Annotated in this window: 18 protein-coding genes and 1 pseudogene; 5 read left to right on the top strand and 14 right to left on the bottom strand. The window is 34.7% G+C overall.

Annotation, left to right across the window (positions count from 1 at the left end):
• Nucleotides 1–124: 124 nt before the first annotated feature.
• From B5P42_RS01875 to B5P42_RS01835, 8 genes are all read right to left on the bottom strand, one after another.
• A complete protein-coding gene (locus B5P42_RS01875) occupies nt 125–910 on the bottom strand; it encodes a recombinase family protein (RefSeq protein ID WP_113733523.1) in 786 nt (261 codons plus the stop codon).
• Nucleotides 911–1,513: 603 nt separating this feature from the next.
• Nucleotides 1,514–2,005 (bottom strand): SMI1/KNR4 family protein, encoded by a 492-nt coding sequence (locus B5P42_RS01865; protein ID WP_002137245.1) that lies wholly within the window; start codon nt 2,003–2,005, stop codon nt 1,514–1,516.
• Nucleotides 2,006–2,516: 511 nt separating this feature from the next.
• Nucleotides 2,517–2,972, bottom strand: coding sequence for a DUF4274 domain-containing protein (locus tag B5P42_RS01860; protein ID WP_113733522.1), 456 nt, complete (start codon nt 2,970–2,972; stop codon nt 2,517–2,519).
• Nucleotides 2,973–2,996: 24 nt separating this feature from the next.
• Nucleotides 2,997–4,709 (bottom strand): AHH domain-containing protein, encoded by a 1,713-nt coding sequence (locus B5P42_RS01855; RefSeq protein ID WP_113733521.1) that lies wholly within the window; start codon nt 4,707–4,709, stop codon nt 2,997–2,999.
• Nucleotides 4,710–4,741: 32 nt separating this feature from the next.
• The gene (locus tag B5P42_RS01850) at nt 4,742–5,068 is read right to left on the bottom strand and encodes a hypothetical protein (RefSeq protein ID WP_001198194.1); all 327 of its coding nucleotides are present in this window, start codon (nt 5,066–5,068) and stop codon (nt 4,742–4,744) included.
• The gene (locus B5P42_RS01845; protein WP_113733520.1) at nt 5,068–5,787 is read right to left on the bottom strand and encodes a DUF5081 family protein; all 720 of its coding nucleotides are present in this window, start codon (nt 5,785–5,787) and stop codon (nt 5,068–5,070) included. Before B5P42_RS01845 ends, B5P42_RS01850 begins: the two co-directional genes overlap by 1 nt.
• Before the next feature lie 22 nt (nt 5,788–5,809).
• Nucleotides 5,810–6,115, bottom strand: a complete 306-nt coding sequence (locus B5P42_RS01840; RefSeq protein WP_016091772.1) for a WXG100 family type VII secretion target — start codon at nt 6,113–6,115, stop codon at nt 5,810–5,812.
• 25 nt (nt 6,116–6,140) lie between these two features.
• Nucleotides 6,141–6,563 (bottom strand): hypothetical protein, encoded by a 423-nt coding sequence (locus B5P42_RS01835; RefSeq protein WP_113733519.1) that lies wholly within the window; start codon nt 6,561–6,563, stop codon nt 6,141–6,143.
• A gap of 366 nt (nt 6,564–6,929) precedes the next feature.
• On the opposite strand from B5P42_RS01835, the gene B5P42_RS01830 reads away from it, so the two are divergent.
• Complete coding sequence (locus tag B5P42_RS01830; RefSeq protein ID WP_113733518.1) at nt 6,930–8,012, top strand: S-layer homology domain-containing protein; 1,083 nt, start codon at nt 6,930–6,932, stop codon at nt 8,010–8,012.
• A 147-nt stretch (nt 8,013–8,159) separates the two neighbouring features.
• Here the strand turns inward: B5P42_RS01830 and B5P42_RS01825 are convergent, their stop codons facing one another.
• From B5P42_RS01825 to phaZ, 5 genes are all read right to left on the bottom strand, one after another.
• On the bottom strand, nt 8,160–8,609 hold the full coding sequence (locus B5P42_RS01825; RefSeq protein WP_113733517.1) for a VOC family protein: 450 nt from the start codon (nt 8,607–8,609) through the stop codon (nt 8,160–8,162).
• A 309-nt stretch (nt 8,610–8,918) separates the two neighbouring features.
• Nucleotides 8,919–9,119, bottom strand: a complete 201-nt coding sequence (locus tag B5P42_RS01820; RefSeq protein WP_000166305.1) for an NETI motif-containing protein — start codon at nt 9,117–9,119, stop codon at nt 8,919–8,921.
• On the bottom strand, nt 9,103–10,299 hold the full coding sequence (locus B5P42_RS01815) for an MFS transporter (RefSeq protein WP_113733516.1): 1,197 nt from the start codon (nt 10,297–10,299) through the stop codon (nt 9,103–9,105). Before B5P42_RS01815 ends, B5P42_RS01820 begins: the two co-directional genes overlap by 17 nt.
• Before the next feature lie 113 nt (nt 10,300–10,412).
• Nucleotides 10,413–10,637: a hypothetical protein gene (locus B5P42_RS01810; RefSeq protein WP_044443401.1), complete on the bottom strand. Its 225-nt coding sequence runs from the start codon at nt 10,635–10,637 to the stop codon at nt 10,413–10,415.
• A 60-nt stretch (nt 10,638–10,697) separates the two neighbouring features.
• Nucleotides 10,698–11,615 (bottom strand): intracellular short-chain-length polyhydroxyalkanoate depolymerase, encoded by a 918-nt coding sequence (gene phaZ / locus B5P42_RS01805; RefSeq protein WP_113733515.1) that lies wholly within the window; start codon nt 11,613–11,615, stop codon nt 10,698–10,700.
• A gap of 174 nt (nt 11,616–11,789) precedes the next feature.
• Between phaZ and B5P42_RS01800 the strand changes: the two genes are divergently transcribed.
• From B5P42_RS01800 to B5P42_RS01785, 4 genes are all read left to right on the top strand, one after another.
• On the top strand, nt 11,790–12,209 hold the full coding sequence (locus B5P42_RS01800; RefSeq protein ID WP_002033056.1) for a MarR family winged helix-turn-helix transcriptional regulator: 420 nt from the start codon (nt 11,790–11,792) through the stop codon (nt 12,207–12,209).
• A 15-nt stretch (nt 12,210–12,224) separates the two neighbouring features.
• A complete protein-coding gene (locus B5P42_RS01795) occupies nt 12,225–13,424 on the top strand; it encodes an MFS transporter (RefSeq protein ID WP_002128166.1) in 1,200 nt (399 codons plus the stop codon).
• 99 nt (nt 13,425–13,523) lie between these two features.
• The gene (locus tag B5P42_RS01790; RefSeq protein ID WP_113733514.1) at nt 13,524–14,783 is read left to right on the top strand and encodes a serine hydrolase domain-containing protein; all 1,260 of its coding nucleotides are present in this window, start codon (nt 13,524–13,526) and stop codon (nt 14,781–14,783) included.
• Nucleotides 14,784–14,942: 159 nt separating this feature from the next.
• Complete coding sequence (locus B5P42_RS01785) at nt 14,943–15,314, top strand: cupredoxin domain-containing protein (RefSeq protein ID WP_002013813.1); 372 nt, start codon at nt 14,943–14,945, stop codon at nt 15,312–15,314.
• Nucleotides 15,315–15,632: 318 nt separating this feature from the next.
• Here the strand turns inward: B5P42_RS01785 and B5P42_RS01780 are convergent.
• Nucleotides 15,633–15,796, bottom strand: a pseudogene (locus B5P42_RS01780) (saccharopine dehydrogenase); the annotation flags it as partial.

The following is a 15,796-nucleotide window of genomic DNA, read 5'->3' as shown; positions in this document are numbered from 1 at the left end:
TATATAAAAATGTCGGCAACCTTAGTTCGAGCGTTCATCTTCCGATGCGCATAGGTACGCAAGCCTATCCATTTTCATAATTTCATAAGTACATATAGTAAAATGAGCGATTTTTTAAGTAACTTTATAAAATAATTGCTGCATGTTGTCCTTTTGTTTGTATTTTCCCGTATTTATACATGCCACGATAAAAATTCTCTCTATCTAACATGCGTTTCACTTGTACTTTCGTAAATTGTTTACCTTTCGCTGTGCAGTATCCTTCTACATTCAATTGTTTCGCCAATTGGGTAAATGACCAATTTTTAAAAATGTATCTTAACTCAAATAGTCTACGTACAACTACCGCTTTCCCAGCATCTACTTCTAACACCTTTTGTCCTTTTTTGGCCTTGTAACCAAACAGTACACCGCCACCTGCATACCCACCTCGTTCAGCCTTCTTTTTTCTACCTCTGCTTAACTTTAATGCTATTTCAAGTCTTTGATATTGGTCTAATAGTTCTAACATGCCATTCACCAAAAAGTCATTTGGATCATGTGTGTAAATACTATAGCTTGATTGTTCAATTGCCTTCACATCTACTTCATGTTTCTTTAGTTCTCGTTGTATCAATACTTTCGCCATATCAGAGCGCCACAATCGTGATGTATTCAACACAACAACATAGCTTACTTGTTTATACGCCATATCGGACAATAGCTCTTGTAGTCCATCACGTTCAACTGTTAATCCCTCTTCATCAACAGTCGCTCCGCTTAATCCTCTATCTTCATACACACGAAGTAGTTCTAAATTATTTTCGTTACAGTAACGTTCAATCTCTTCTACTTGATACGCTAAACTATACCCATCACGTACTTGTCCTTCCGTTGAAACTCGTATGTAACCAACTACTTTCTTTCCCATTATAAATTCCCTCCCGTTACAGTAATTTTAGTCCCTGTAACGTTTACCCGTTTTTTGCCGATAACGTGTTCATAACGTCCATCCGTTAAAACGTACTTTACGATGACTTCAAAACATAATACAACCCTTTAGTTTTCCCTCTACTATCGTCATACACTGTACAAAGCCATTACAGTCTATTAAATTTAACACTTAATACATTTATAAAATTATACGTGTACCAACTTATTTCTACGCTAAAACACAAAAAAGCACTTGTTGCCTTTAATTGACAATCAAGTGCTTTAAGTTCATATGTTTTTAAGTAGCGTAAATTTGTAAGTTTTGTAGTAACAGTATGACACCTTTTGTACATCATGACACATACTATATTAAAACTTACGAGTTTGTACGAGTTCGTTAGTTTAATATACATTCCATGTGTTTATATTTATCGCCCGGTAAAATGTCATCTCGCCTAAGCTCGTACTTTATTTTCTATTCTATCATTGCACATAACACTCTATAATGGTACAACCATCATGGAGTATCTATTTTCAAACACCCTATTATTTTTTCTATCCACTTCACATAAACTTTATTTTTCATTCATCATTATATTTTTTAATCGTGTAATTCACTTAAAAAATCAGTAAATGTATCTGCAATGTAAAATACATTTTCTCTTGCCAGTTCTTCTACTTGTGCTTCTGTTAGACCTTCTTGACGCATTAACATTTCTTTTTCGCCAGCATTCTCATGTTCCCAAAATACCACAACAGGGTTATTTTTGGCATTTTTATAGTCAAAACATATTAAATTTCCTGCTGGGTCAAAAGCAAAAGGAACTAACTCTTTAGGTATAGTAGTGGCATAAGTACGATATACTTTAACAATATATTCGCTACTATCCGTATCATAAGAGAGCAATGTCCCAAACACTCTTGTTACTCCATCCACCTCAAACTTATATGGTAATACCGCTGAACCATTATTAGTAATAGCACACTCTACATAATCACTTGGAAATATAAAATCCATCTGCTTACCCACTTCATATATATATTCTGCTGAAACCGGCTCATCTGGTACTGGCCATGTTAAATCTTTTCTCATCTAATTACGGCCTCACCATACGATAAAAAAAGCACTCGTTGCCTTTATTCAACAATCAAGTGCTTTAAGTTCATCTATTTGTAAGTAGCATTAATTTTGTAAGTTTTATAGTAATAGTATGACACCTTTTATATGTCGTGACAACTACTACCTTAAAACTTATGAGTTTGTACGAGTTCGTTAGTTTTACGTCCATTCCATGTATTTATATTCATCACCCAATAAAATGTCATCTCGCCTAAGCTCGTACCTCGTTTTCTTATTCTATCATTGCACATAGTACTCTATGATGGTACAACCATCATAGAGTACATACTTTCAAAAACTCTTTTATTTTTTCTATCTACTTCACACATACTTTATTTTTTATTCATATATACTTATGCGTATTTAAATTTAGCACCACGAACTTTATCATATCCGTACATAAAATATAATTTAGTATAGTAAGCTTTATAAAATCACTATAACTAAACTCATTTATTTACTGTAATGAGTTTTTAATGTTTATTTATATTTTAGGAATATCAATTATATTTCCTGGTGACTCATTAATAAGAATATCTGAAATATTTGGGTTTCTTTTTTTTAACTTGAATATTTGAATTTTTGTTAATTCAGGGCTAAATGATATATTTTGTGTTTTAAACGCCAAATTCATAATTTTATTTTGAAGTTTTAATATAAAAACCTTCCATTCTTGTAATGGAGAATTCGAAACTTCCTCCGGACTTTCTAATAGTCGATATCCGTCTGCATAATGAAACATTAGTAATCCCGTTCCTAAGTCACAATCTTTGTTTTCAAGAATTGCATTTGGTATATCAAATCCACTATTCCAATTATAATTTGCTGCAAAACAATGAAGGATTATTGGATTATCTATATTCTTTATTCGGCTAATTGTATCCTCGTTATTTGTATTATAAAGTAATTCTTCAAGCAAACTAATATCTTTATTTTCCATTACACCTTACCACCTTACTGATATTTACTTATTTTGTATTTCCAATTGTTTTAGCTTTCTTTCCCAAAGTTCCACTGTTGCACCTTGGCTTGGGTACAATGGTAAACCATTCCCCTGTAATTTTCTTAAATTTTTTTGCAAATCATATACCTGTTTTTGTAAACTATCAATACTTTGGTTAATATCCATTTTATTTAATGCTCTTGCAACTACTTCATTGTAAACAGAATGATATCCTCTATGTCTAGCCATTGTACTTATATTATCATCTGGTACTCTTAGAAAAATACCGTTTGATGAGTCATCAAAGTTCATACCTATCTTTTTAATTACAAGATTATCTGCCATTTCAGAAGGAATAATATGCTGTGCTTGATATCCACTCCATTTAGTTGAACGTTTAAGCCCCATTTCTGTCATCATATTTTTTCCTAATTTAGTAGAATTTCCTCCTGTTACAATACCCGGAGTACCAGGAATAATCCTACTACCTTCACCCGTACCCTTACTAGCAAGAGAAGCCTCTACACCCTTAATCTTATCATCTATAATCTTATTACTTTCTGTATGATGCTTATTCACCCAGCTTTGGAAATCTGTACCACCTTGTTTAGATATTAGTAAGCCATTTCCGTCAACTTCAAAACTTGCCGATTTGGCTGTCCTATCATCTATGCTTTTGGCTATTTTTTCGCCAAGTTGATACATCTTTTCATTTCCGGATTTCTCCATTTTAAGGCTCGTTAGTTTCAAACGGTCAAGCATAATAGCTTTATTATCACGCAATGATTGTACCACATTTTTACCCAAATTTGGATTAAAACCAGGCATTCCTTCTTTGAATTTTAATAATTTCGCTAAATCTGCTAATTCACTCGTGCCTTTGAATGCTTTTACTCCTTTTCCTACTGCTCCAACAACTGGGATTGCGTCTAATCCGCCAAAAATGATGTTTCCTACCCGCTCTTCTTGGCTCAATTTCCTGTGTGTTCCCCAGTCTTCTCCGTCGATACCACTTTTGATTTGTACAGCGCCGTATACAACTGCCGCAGCGGTTCCGAGTGGTGGGCAAAGGATTGTTGTGATGATGATTCCTACGCCTATTCCTATGTCTCGCACCATTTCTAGTTTTTTCTGTTCATCTTCTATCGATTTGTATTCAAATCCTCGTGTGGATGGGACTACTTTCTTATATTCTTCATAATTTAGTTTTGCATCCGGATTTTGTTTTTTTAGTTCTTTGTATTCCTCTCTCAGTACGTTATCAAATGCAGGTGAATCTTTAAAAATATCTTCTATTGTTATTTTATCTTTTTTCGTCTGTATTGTTTGTGGTACACTTCCGTACCCTGCATGCGCATCTGGTAATACTGTCGTTGTTGTGGAGCCAATTCGGTTATCTGTTTTGAAACTGAGAATAGACGTATCTCTCATTTTTTGAGCGAATTTATCCATTTCTACTAAAAAAGGTTTATCTATATGTTCAGAGACCAATCGCCCTGCTTCTCCGCAATATTTTTGTAATGTCGAATAGCTATCAAGTAATTCCCCTATTTTTTGCGATTGATCTTTTGGGTTAAAATGTATACTACCATCTGAGTCTAAATCTCGTATTCTTCCATCAATTTTTTTCAATAATTCATTTGCGTGCCGTAATTTTATGAGTGCATCTTTTGTAATTCGATTCATACCATCTCCCATGTTTTGCCATGGTTCAGGTCTATATTTCACATCCATTTCGTTTTCATCCCCCAGCCGTATGGTGATTTCTACAACTTACTTAATATTTCACGTAATTGTTCGTCCTTTTCAAGCATTTCTACACATGCGTTCCTTACAAGTGTCGCCGACCTAGAATAGTGTTGAGCAAATTCAAGTGTTTTGTGTAATATATCAGGATATTTTTCAATTACTCTCATCGCTTCACCTTTTTGATAAAAATCACTGCTTAATAAACTCTCAATATTCGTTCCAATGACGTCTACATGGATTTTATATATATCTTCTAATTTCATTACTATATCAAGTAGTTCTTGAAAATTAACTAATACTTCTTCTCCACCACCAGAACCACCATCTCCCATTGATACTTGCATTATTCAATACCTCCTAACGAAAATTGTCTCGGGTCAATTAATTTTTTATACGGCATTTTTAACACGTCATACAATTTCTTATTTACCGCATAGAGACTCACCCAGTCATATCGATTACGTTCTACATCAATTTGAACGAAATCTTCTCCTTCAGTGAAATATAAGAAACATTCCCATTTTCCTCCTCTATTACTCCGAGGCCTCGTATACGTTTCTATCGCTATAACATCTTTATTTGATAAATCTTTTTCCTCAAATGTTTGTTGTTCTTCTTCTGTCATTCTCTTTGAGAAAAATGTATCTTCTATTTCCCTCGGTTCTCTCAATAAGAAAGGGATGCGTGTTAATAAGGAAAAATATACGTCTGGCTTTGGTATGTAGTCGATCTCGTATTTTTTATTTGGTTCTATTTCTGTTAATACAGCCACTCGGTCTTTATCCTCTTTCAAAAAGCCAATTAATACATTATTCATTCTCGTGTATTCATGACAATTTTCATATTCCTTTAATAGCTCAATAATTTGAAAAGCTGCAGGGGTAATTCCATTTTCACTTGTAAGTAAGCCTTTTTCTTTTAAACTCGTAGTCGCTTTCGTGACACATTCTTCATCAAGTAAAATAATTACGTCGCGGTTTGGCAATCCAAATATATCCGTAACCCCAGCTGCACCTGCGAGAACATATAATTCAGCAGGTGCAAAATTCATTTCTTTTCCCATTCTTTTATCCCTCATTTCTCCATCACAACTGTTTTATCGCCCTTACTTCCGGTCTATCTCCGTACGTCTGAATACTTTTATCTAACTCTTTCAAAGCTTTCGTATGTCCTTCAAATGCCTCTACCATTTCTGAGTTATATTGAATGATTAAATCTAGATAACTTAAAAAGGCATCTCTCGTTTTTCCATTCCAGTTCGCACATGTAACGTATGCTTTTAAGTTTTTCGCTTCGTTTAAAGAATCCTTCATACCATTTTCAATATTTTGCGCGTAAGAAATGGCACTTGCAGTGTTACTTCCTATAATTTCAACCTCTTTACCACTCATGTGGGTTCCCCCATTCTTTATATGTTTAATGGATAAGATTTTCAATTTCCTTTTTCTTTTCTTCAAAAGCCTTGGTCGCTGCAGCGTATGCGGACGCTTTCTCCGCTTCTGCTTTCGCTTTATATTCCAAATACTTTGCATAAGCTGTACCTATCGCAGATCCAACATCGCTTAATGCACTCTTAAAATAGGATAGTACTGTATTTAATTCTTCATCCTTTTCATGACGTTTTTGTTCAAATTCAACTGCCGGAATTTTATTAGCTTCTAAGCCATTACTTTTACTCTCATAATCTCTCTTCGCTGATTCAGCATCTTGAATGAATCGTTTTAACTCTCTTTCTTGATCTTTTAAATAATCATGTAATTTATCATACTGATCTCGTTTCCTCGCGCTTTCTGTAAAACCCGATGCATTTAAAAAAACAGTGTACAATTCCTCTAACATCTTTCTCCCCCTTTATTACAATAACTATGTAGTTAAATTCGTATATTTAAACATGAATATTCATTACATTGAGAATTTATAAATAATTATTTTTGCATATTGCTATTCTATCAAAGGGGTTTTAACATTTTCATATTTTATAAAAAGGTTTCGCATTTTTCTTCAATTAAATAGCAATGAATATTTATCATCTAAAAATAATAGTTTTATATAGATTATTGGAATTTCATCCACATTAAGTAAATTAATGACAAATAATCATCATTTACATGTTATAATTACGATGTGTACATTTAGCTGTATTAGATGTATATGTGTAATACGTATATTTAATAAAGTTAAATTAAACTGGGGAGGCTTTCTCAAATGGGCAAGAAAACAAGCAAAGCTAAAAAATTTTTGGGATTCGTAATCACCACAGCACTAGCAACTACAATGATGGTAGGCACAGCAAACGCACAAACAACTACGAATAACTATAAAGTAGCTGGCAATGCGAACACTGTATTTACTGATGTACCAAAGGACCACTGGTCAAAAGCTGCTATTGATTACTTAGCAGCAGCAGGGATTTATAAGGGATATGGAAATGGAAAATTTGGTTTTGGGGACAACATTACTAGAGGACAGGTTGCTTCTTTAGTCAATCGACATTTAGGTTTAATCGCAGATGATAAACAGGTAAATATGTTTAGTGATATTACAAATCATATGTTTGAAAAGGATATCAAAGCCATTGCGCAAGCTGGAATTATGACAGGTGATGGAACAGGTGCATTTCGTCCAGATGACGCATTAAATCGGTATGAGATGGCAGTAGTATTGCAAAAAGCATTTCAATTAAACTCAAAAGGACAAGAGAACTTTAAAGATGTACCAAAAGGTCATTGGGCCTATAAATCTGTAAATACGCTACGTAGTAACCGGATATCCCAAGGTGACGAGTCTGGTAATTTTAATGGCAACATGCTTGTGAAACGTGAGCAGTATGCACAATTTTTCTATAATGCAATAGCAAAGAACAGATCTTATAATTTCAACATCAATACAAAAGAAGAACTGAAACAAATGTTAGCAACAGCTTTACAGGATGGGACGTTTGGTCCATTTAAATTAGATGTACTGGGTAAAGATATATCTGAGGTAAAAAAAGAATTTGGAGTGCCTGATGTTTGGAAGCAAGCACCATGTACAGAATGTGATGCACCTACTACAGCGGTATATGGAGATTATAATATTGATATGTACCCTTCGGACGCTAGATATATATGGGTAAAAATGGATATCACTATCAATGAATTAAAAGAGTGGTTTGGTGAGCCAGATGGAATTGGAGAGGATATGACTAGTGAAGGCTTTATATATAATCGAGGAAGCTATTCTCTTTATTTCAGCTTCTCTGATGGTTATATTCAACGCGCTGAAATATCTAAAAGTGAACATCATTAATACGTTACAAGCAATATAAAATATATAAAGCATAAAAAAATCCTTCAAGAACGTGCCTTTTCTTGAGGGATTTTATTTTGTTTCTATCTATTTAACATAATACAAAGCTGTAAAACTACTACTGATTAAAGTTCCACTTTATTTTTCTTAGTGCTCCGCATTCCATTCACTTAAATACGTTGCATATTCTAGTTCATCTGGATCATCATATAACATAGAAATAAACTCTAATTTATTTCCATCACAATCTAGAAAATATACGCTTGCAGCTGGCATCCACCTTTGGACAATTGGTTCTCGATTTCCTTTCCCTTGACTCCCTACTACCTCTATTCCACGCTTCTCTAACCATAATTTTGAAGCATTTAAAAACTCTAAATCTACACGAAAAGCGAAGTGTTTCGTCTCAAACTCTTCATTCGTATGCATTTCCCATAACCCGAGCATTTGCTCTTTACTTTCTCCTACCCAAAAGAACGCAATTCGTCTTTTCGATAGTCTTTTTGCTAATGCTAAACCTAACTTATTTTGATAGAAATCTATTGCCTTTTCTAAATTTCTGACATGTAAATGAGTTTCATATATGCTTTGTATCATTATATATTTCTCCCTCCTTTCTAATTTTTTAAAAATATGTTTTGTTTTTATCATACAAATTAATATATTTTTAAACATCCTACTTTTGTATAATTGTTCTTTCCTTCAAATGTATAGGTATCCAGCTCTATAACTGATGTCCCAATCCTAAAATTCAATACATTAAGCATCCTTAAATTTACATTTTTATGTAGTTAGTTTCTCTCTATACTACCTTCACTAACAAAGATCTCTAGCTAAGCCTTTCATTGTTCAGTAAAAAAACAAGCCATCCAACTCAAATGAATTGGATGGCTATTTGTTATGAGATTACTTCAATTTCCCCTCAAAAACAATTTTTCTACCGCATGGTTCAACTTCTGTTTTGCCGTTTTTCTTCACTTCATGAAAGATTGGTTCTTCCATGCGACGAGACGGTGCATAGCCTTCTTGTTCCATACGTGCTAAGCAGTCTGTAATTGTTTCGTTTTCGAGTACTTCAAATTTCTTTTTATTAGGTTGTTTTGTCATGCCCTAACCTACTTTCTATTTTTCTTGATGCGAATTGATTCTTCATGTAGACCATATATACCATTGCGAGAATTCCCATTATAATCATAACCGCAATAAAAAAGCTTGTATACTGTATTTTTTCTATAAATACGCCCCCTAATACAGGTCCCATAATACTTCCTAAACTAAAGGCGATTCCGGATAATATATTACCTGCTGGTAGTAAGTGTCTCGGTAATAAATCTGTCATAAATCCAAGCCCTAATGAGAAGCACGAGCCAATGACCATACCTGCTATAAGCATACATGCAAAGACGATCCAGTAATATTGATCAAATACTGCTGCAAGTAGGAAAATGCCCGCACTTACGCTAAACGTCCACGTTAAAATACGATCTCTTCCGTATTTATCACTTAATATACCGAGTGGAATTTGTGTAATAATGCCCCCAACTGCGAACGCTGGTAATAAGAAGGAAACTTCCGATACAGACCATCCTTTGCGAAGTGCGTATACTGGTAAGTTACTATTTAACATCGCTTCAAGTACGCCGTATGCGAGCGGACCAATTAGCGCAATCCAAGCTAATCCAACGACTTGTTTATAACGAGAAAAGGATGATTCACTTTCAGTTTTTGCCTCATCTTGTGCTGGAAATGCATTTTTCGTTGGTAGTAGTAAAAGCCATCCTATTAAGCAAAGTATAGTAGATACGATAAATGGTGTTGCAAGACCGTACTGAACAGTGCTTGCTAAATACGGGCCAACTGCGAAACCAATTCCGAAGAATACACCGTATATCGATACTTGTCTACCTATTTTACTCGGGTCTGATGTTGTCGTAATCCATGTTTGTGTTCCGACATGAAGCATATGATCTCCGACTCCAACTAGAAATCTAAGAACGAACCATACCCAAAATGAAAAAGTTTGTGTAAAAAAGAATAATGAAATAATAACGAGAAACCCACCAATAACGATAATTGGCTTCATTCCAAACTTTTGCATCGGTTTTTCAAGAAACGGTGAAATAACTAATATCCCAATATATAATGCCGTCGCATGAATACCGTTAATACTTGAACTAACCCCTTCTTGTTCAAAAATCATTGCAATGGTCGGTAAGAGCATCCCTTGTGACAAACCTGAAATTGCCACTATCCCAACCATAATCCAAAAAGTAAAACGCATCGACATCCCTTTCCCTCTCCTTCTCACGCTTTCCACTTTTCATTATAAACTGTTTCTTCAAATGCGTGTACGAATATTCATCATAAAAAAGAAGCTAAAAGAATGAACCTTTTAGCTTCTTATCCTTCCCAAACTTGTGCTTTCACATGGTAATGAAAATGCTTAAAATATGGATTTTCATAAAATGAAGACCCAAATAAAATCGGATGTGTATGGACCATTGATTGCTGCACTTGCAAAGGAACTACAGCTGGTGAAACTTGCATATACATCGGATTTATAATCATTTTTATATATTGATGATCATTATATGGAGAATGATATATTAAAAATGGATTATGCATTGACTCTCTCCCCTTATACATACAAATGCTATAGTATATGCAAGTTTTATATTTCGGGAATTATTTATTGTCTAACCAATCCTCAACATGTTTTATAAATACATCTAAACAATCTATAAACGGTGAGTGTCCGCAATCTTCTAATATCTTCAACTCTGCATTTGGCAAATGTTTTGCTAATTCCTCACCGACTACTTGCGGTACGACGTAATCTCTGTCACCTTGTATGACGAGTGTTGGAGCTTTAATATGATGAATTTGCTTACTTCCCTCTACAACCCCGTTATGTTCATCCGAAATATTAAATGTAATGAGCGCATAATTCACATCTACGAAATTACGTTGCGTTAACATATCATCTAAATACTTTTCATAACGATCCGGTTCAGGTTGATTATGTGTATATATTAATAGATTCCATACTGTACGGTAATATAATTTATTCATATTTTTTATCGCATCTAGCACTGGAGCAATTTGTACGGGATCTTGTGCGATTTCTTCTTTCGTCTTTACTAAACTTGATACGATTGGTTGCCCGTTAATATCTTTTTTAAAAATTGGATATCCCTTCATTCCCACTGATTCTACTAAAATCAACTTTTCGACAAATGTTGGATGATTCGCTGTAAATTGCATCGCAACACCACCGCCCATTGACCAGCCCATTAATGAAAATTTTTCTAGTTTTAATTGATCGATAAATAGTTTTACATCTCTTGCAAAGTCTTGTAATGAATCTATCGATTGATTATATGTTGATTGGCCAAATCCTCTTAAATCAAGAGCGTAAATATGGTATTGATCTTGCAACTTTTCAATAACTAAATCCCAGTGTTGTGACGATGTCATGTTCCCGTGAATGAGTACAAGAATTTCTGTATTTTGCCTTCCAACTTCCTGATACGCAATCGTTTCTCCGTTCGATAGTGAAACAAACTCCATTGTTGCAGGCTTAATCATCACAAGTTCCCCCATTCTATTTAATAGAAAGAAAATTCTTTACTTACTTAAAGAATAACATACAGAATGTATGTTCTCAACATAAAGCCTATACGAAATTTTTACATAACTCAACATGTCTATTACTAGACAATTATTATAAAAAAGTATATAGTTAGCTAGGTAACTAATTTGAAAGGATCAAAATACATGGACGAAAAACAACATTTTTTCCACATTGTCAGTCAAACTTCTCGTAAGTTTACGAAGAAATTTAATGAACGTGTATCTCCAACAGGATTATTTAGTGCGCAATGGGCTGTTATTTTCCGCATTAATCAAACTGGATCTTGTACCCAAACAGAATTATGTCAATATTTAAATGTTGAATCACCAACGATGACTCGTACGTTAACACGTATGGAAACGATGGGCTGGATTATTCGTACTGAAGGAAAAGATCGCCGTGAAAAGTTGATTTCATTATCTGATACTGCACTAAAAATGATTCCAGTATGGCAAGAAGAAGTTGATTCCTTTGAAGAAAAGACGCTAGAAGGTATTAAAGAAGAAGACTTACATGAAGCTTTTCAATTGTTACAACAAATCATCAAAAATTTAGATCATTAATATGGAGGGATGACGATGCAAAGTGAAAAACTTTGGACGAAGGATTTCCTCGGAACTTGTTTTAGTAGTCTGTTTCTCTTTTTAACATTTTACATGCTTATGACTACTCTGCCTGTCTATGTTATAGACAGCCTAAAAGGAAAACCTGAGGAAATTGGTTTAGTTGCAACTGTTTTTCTTATTTCATCTGTTTTATGTAGACCATTCACAGGAAAATGGCTCGATGATTTAGGAAGAAAGAAAATATTATTTATTTCACTTTCACTATTTTTAGCCGCTACTGTTATGTATTTCGGTACGCAAAGTTTATTTTTATTACTTGCCCTTCGCTTCTTACATGGTATTGGATTCGGAATGGCAACGACAGCAACTGGAACAATTGTAACTGATGTAGCACCAGCTCATAGACGCGGCGAAGCACTTGCTTATTACGGCGTATTTATGAGTCTACCGATGGTAATTGGTCCTTTTTTAGGTTTAACAATTATTTCTCATTTTTCATTTACTGTACTATTTATCGTTTGTTCAGTATTTTCATTACTCGCATTTTTATTAGGATTACTAGTCAATATTCCGCATGAAGCACCAGTAAACAAACAAAAACGAGAAAAAATGAAATGGAAAGACTTAATTGAACCATCTTCTATTCCAATCGCTCTAACAGGATTTGTTTTAGCCTTTTCTTATAGTGGCATTTTATCCTTTATTCCTATTTATGCGAAAGAGCTCGGTTTAAGCGAAATTGCAAGTTACTTCTTTATTTTATACGCACTTGTTGTGGTCATTTCTCGTCCATTTACAGGGAAAATATTTGATCGTTTCGGTGAAAATGTACTTATTTATCCCGCTATTATTATTTTCACAATTGGGATGTTCATTTTAAGCCAAGCGCAAACTTCATTTTGGTTCCTTGGCGCAGGTATGTTAATCGGTTTAGGATACGGAACATTAATTCCAAGTTTCCAAACGATTGCAATTTCTGCCGCTCCAAACCATCGACGTGGTTCTGCGACAGCTACTTACTACTCGTTCTTTGATAGTGGCATTGGCTTCGGTTCTTTCATTTTAGGTATAGTCGCTGCCAAATCAAGTTATCATAATATGTATTTTATCGCAGCTATTATCGTTGCGTTCACTTTACTTCTATATTATGGATTACACGGACGAAAACAAAAATTCAAGAAACAAAGTACAGACGGACAAATATCTGCTTAACGTTCATAAGGAAAGTAAACTTACCCGTTTACTTTCCTTATTTTGTATTTATTTTAAGACGAGCGTATACTTATAATAGAAACTAAAGGAGGTACCTATATGAATGTAAAGAAATCTCCCCTGCTATTACTGTTACTAGTATTAATATTCGTAGTTACAGGGCTTGGGTTTACTTTTTTTAAAAATAATAAAACGACCCCCACTAAAGCAAATGTCACAAAAGAAAACTGGTTGGACGATCCTTACTTACGCTGGTCGTATACACATATGAAAGAATTCACTTTAATAAATGAAGTAAAAAACATCCCTGACCAAGTTGCTCCCTTCCCTACCGCGTTACAAAACTTAGACGATTTTGCTGTGGAGCGTAGATTTGGAAATACGACTCCTCTAAAAAAACTTTTAGACGAAAACAAAACAGATGCTTTTGTCGTTGTACATAATGGTCAACTTGTTTATGAACGATATTTCAATGGATATAACGAGAGTGAACCTCATGGAATGGCATCATTAGCAAAGGTGTTTACTGGTGCAATCATACAATCTCTCGCTGAAGAAAATCTTATCGATGTAGAGAAAACAGCTGACACTTACATAAAAGAATTAAAAAATACACCGTTTGGAAAAGCAACACTTCAGCAATTACTGGACATGCAAGTTTCCGCTGAATACCCTACTCACGGATATATGCAGCTAGGACTAGAAAATCAAGATGCACAACTATATTTAGCTAGTAATATTTTACCCCGAGGTAAAAATTACGAGGGTCCTATGAAAATTTATGATATGTTACTAGAAGCAGAAGAAACTGCACCACCTGGTTCAGCTTTTTCTTACAATAACGGATCAACTGAAACACTCGCTTGGATTATCCGAACGATTACAGGGAAATCGTTAGCTGAAAATGTAAGCGAACGAATTTGGTCTCAAATTGGTATGGAAGAAAACGCATATTACGTTACAGATGAAACGAAAGTAGAACAAGCAAGCGCTGGCTTAAATGCAACTGCTAGAGATATGGCGAGGTTCGGACAATTACTATTAAATAATGGTCAATATAGCGGAAAACAAATCGTCCCTTCTTCTATTACAGAAAGTGTGAAAAATGTACAAGAAGGTGAGCTCGCAATTGGTCATGGTGCTTCCATTTCTTATCATAATCAATGGTGGATTCCGCACAATGAACAAGGTGCTTTCGAAGTGTTAGGCAGTTACGGACAAACTCTTTACATTGATCCGAAAGCAAGTATGGTAATCGTCCACTTCTCTTCTAACGCTGCGCCTAGTAATGAAATCCATTCGGTTTATTCCGATATGTATATTGATATTGCACATCATTTGGAGAAGCTTCCACAGTAGTGGAGGCTTTTTTTATTTACCCAAATCCTATTCCAGTTAGTACTTGGTTAGTAGGAGTTGCCGAAAGAATTACTATTTAAGCCACGCCTAAACCCCATTTATATTGATAATATTTTAGTAATTTGAAAACACTAGTGCTTAGGAAAGGAGGGAATGTGAATGTCTGTGAAAAAGCTATTAACTGGATTGATCATTTCACTTGCGATGATTGTAGTTATGACTACTTTAGGTTCGCTCCGTGTATTTGCCGAATCCGACGTTGTGAGACAGCCTATTGAGGTTGAATTGAATGATGATTACTTTAATCCGAGTATCATCACTGTTCCGGTTGGGAAAACGACGACGTTGCTATTGAAAAACAAAGGAAATAGAGAACATACCTTTACGGTGAAAAAACTCGGAATTGACGCCGAAGTCCCGTCAGGAAAAGAAATAACAATTACCGTAAAACCTGAAACTCCCGGTACATATGAACTAATATGTCGCTTCCACTACTTGAAAGGAATGGATGGGAAAGTAATAGTCAAATAACGAGCGGTACCGGTCGATCCTTACTTTTTTATAAAGTGAAACTTAAATTCGCGGGGGTGTCCCTCCCCCGCAGATTATGAGCTCTCACTAATCAGTTTTTTACTGGTAGCATAAAATCGTTACGCTGTCGTAGCGTACGAAATTTGTGTTTTGTTGGTGCTACCCCATGCCCATCAACTTAAGAATTTTATAACACCGCAAAAAGAGAGAATGTACATTTTCTCATGAAGATGCATATTCTCTCTTTTTGGATATATTTGTATTTCTTAGCTTGATAGCCATATGTGACCCCTACTACCACGAATAGAACGGTACCTTTTATATATTTTCTGTCGTAATATTAACTCCATATTCTCTATAAAAGTCTAAAATTGCACATGCATTCACACCCAAATCTAATAGATTTTCTGGAAAGTAAATTTTAGAATCCAGAACCACAATATCAGATGTTTGTAGAATATTCTCTGCTTGGACAGCTGCTC

The sequence above is a fragment of the Bacillus sp. SRB_331 genome (genome assembly GCF_003264175.1).
Lineage (GTDB): Bacteria > Bacillota > Bacilli > Bacillales > Bacillaceae_G > Bacillus_A > Bacillus_A mycoides.
This window is presented reverse-complemented; position numbering and strand designations above follow the sequence as displayed.

Excerpts from the sequence above, each read along its gene's own strand:
- B5P42_RS01875 (WP_113733523.1), bottom strand. The coding sequence starts at position 910 with ATGGGAAAGAAAGTAGTTGGTTACATACGAGTTTCAACGGAAGGACAA.
- B5P42_RS01865 (WP_002137245.1), bottom strand. The coding sequence starts at position 2,005 with ATGAGAAAAGATTTAACATGGCCAGTACCAGATGAGCCGGTTTCAGCA.
- B5P42_RS01860 (WP_113733522.1), bottom strand. The coding sequence starts at position 2,972 with ATGGAAAATAAAGATATTAGTTTGCTTGAAGAATTACTTTATAATACA.
- B5P42_RS01855 (WP_113733521.1), bottom strand. The coding sequence starts at position 4,709 with ATGGATGTGAAATATAGACCTGAACCATGGCAAAACATGGGAGATGGT.
- B5P42_RS01850 (WP_001198194.1), bottom strand. The coding sequence starts at position 5,068 with ATGCAAGTATCAATGGGAGATGGTGGTTCTGGTGGTGGAGAAGAAGTA.
- B5P42_RS01845 (WP_113733520.1), bottom strand. The coding sequence starts at position 5,787 with ATGGGAAAAGAAATGAATTTTGCACCTGCTGAATTATATGTTCTCGCA.
- B5P42_RS01840 (WP_016091772.1), bottom strand. The coding sequence starts at position 6,115 with ATGAGTGGTAAAGAGGTTGAAATTATAGGAAGTAACACTGCAAGTGCC.
- B5P42_RS01835 (WP_113733519.1), bottom strand. The coding sequence starts at position 6,563 with ATGTTAGAGGAATTGTACACTGTTTTTTTAAATGCATCGGGTTTTACA.
- B5P42_RS01830 (WP_113733518.1), top strand. The coding sequence starts at position 6,930 with ATGGGCAAGAAAACAAGCAAAGCTAAAAAATTTTTGGGATTCGTAATC.
- B5P42_RS01825 (WP_113733517.1), bottom strand. The coding sequence starts at position 8,609 with ATGATACAAAGCATATATGAAACTCATTTACATGTCAGAAATTTAGAA.
- B5P42_RS01820 (WP_000166305.1), bottom strand. The coding sequence starts at position 9,119 with ATGACAAAACAACCTAATAAAAAGAAATTTGAAGTACTCGAAAACGAA.
- B5P42_RS01815 (WP_113733516.1), bottom strand. The coding sequence starts at position 10,299 with ATGTCGATGCGTTTTACTTTTTGGATTATGGTTGGGATAGTGGCAATT.
- B5P42_RS01810 (WP_044443401.1), bottom strand. The coding sequence starts at position 10,637 with ATGCATAATCCATTTTTAATATATCATTCTCCATATAATGATCATCAA.
- phaZ (WP_113733515.1), bottom strand. The coding sequence starts at position 11,615 with ATGGGGGAACTTGTGATGATTAAGCCTGCAACAATGGAGTTTGTTTCA.
- B5P42_RS01800 (WP_002033056.1), top strand. The coding sequence starts at position 11,790 with ATGGACGAAAAACAACATTTTTTCCACATTGTCAGTCAAACTTCTCGT.
- B5P42_RS01795 (WP_002128166.1), top strand. The coding sequence starts at position 12,225 with ATGCAAAGTGAAAAACTTTGGACGAAGGATTTCCTCGGAACTTGTTTT.
- B5P42_RS01790 (WP_113733514.1), top strand. The coding sequence starts at position 13,524 with ATGAATGTAAAGAAATCTCCCCTGCTATTACTGTTACTAGTATTAATA.
- B5P42_RS01785 (WP_002013813.1), top strand. The coding sequence starts at position 14,943 with ATGTCTGTGAAAAAGCTATTAACTGGATTGATCATTTCACTTGCGATG.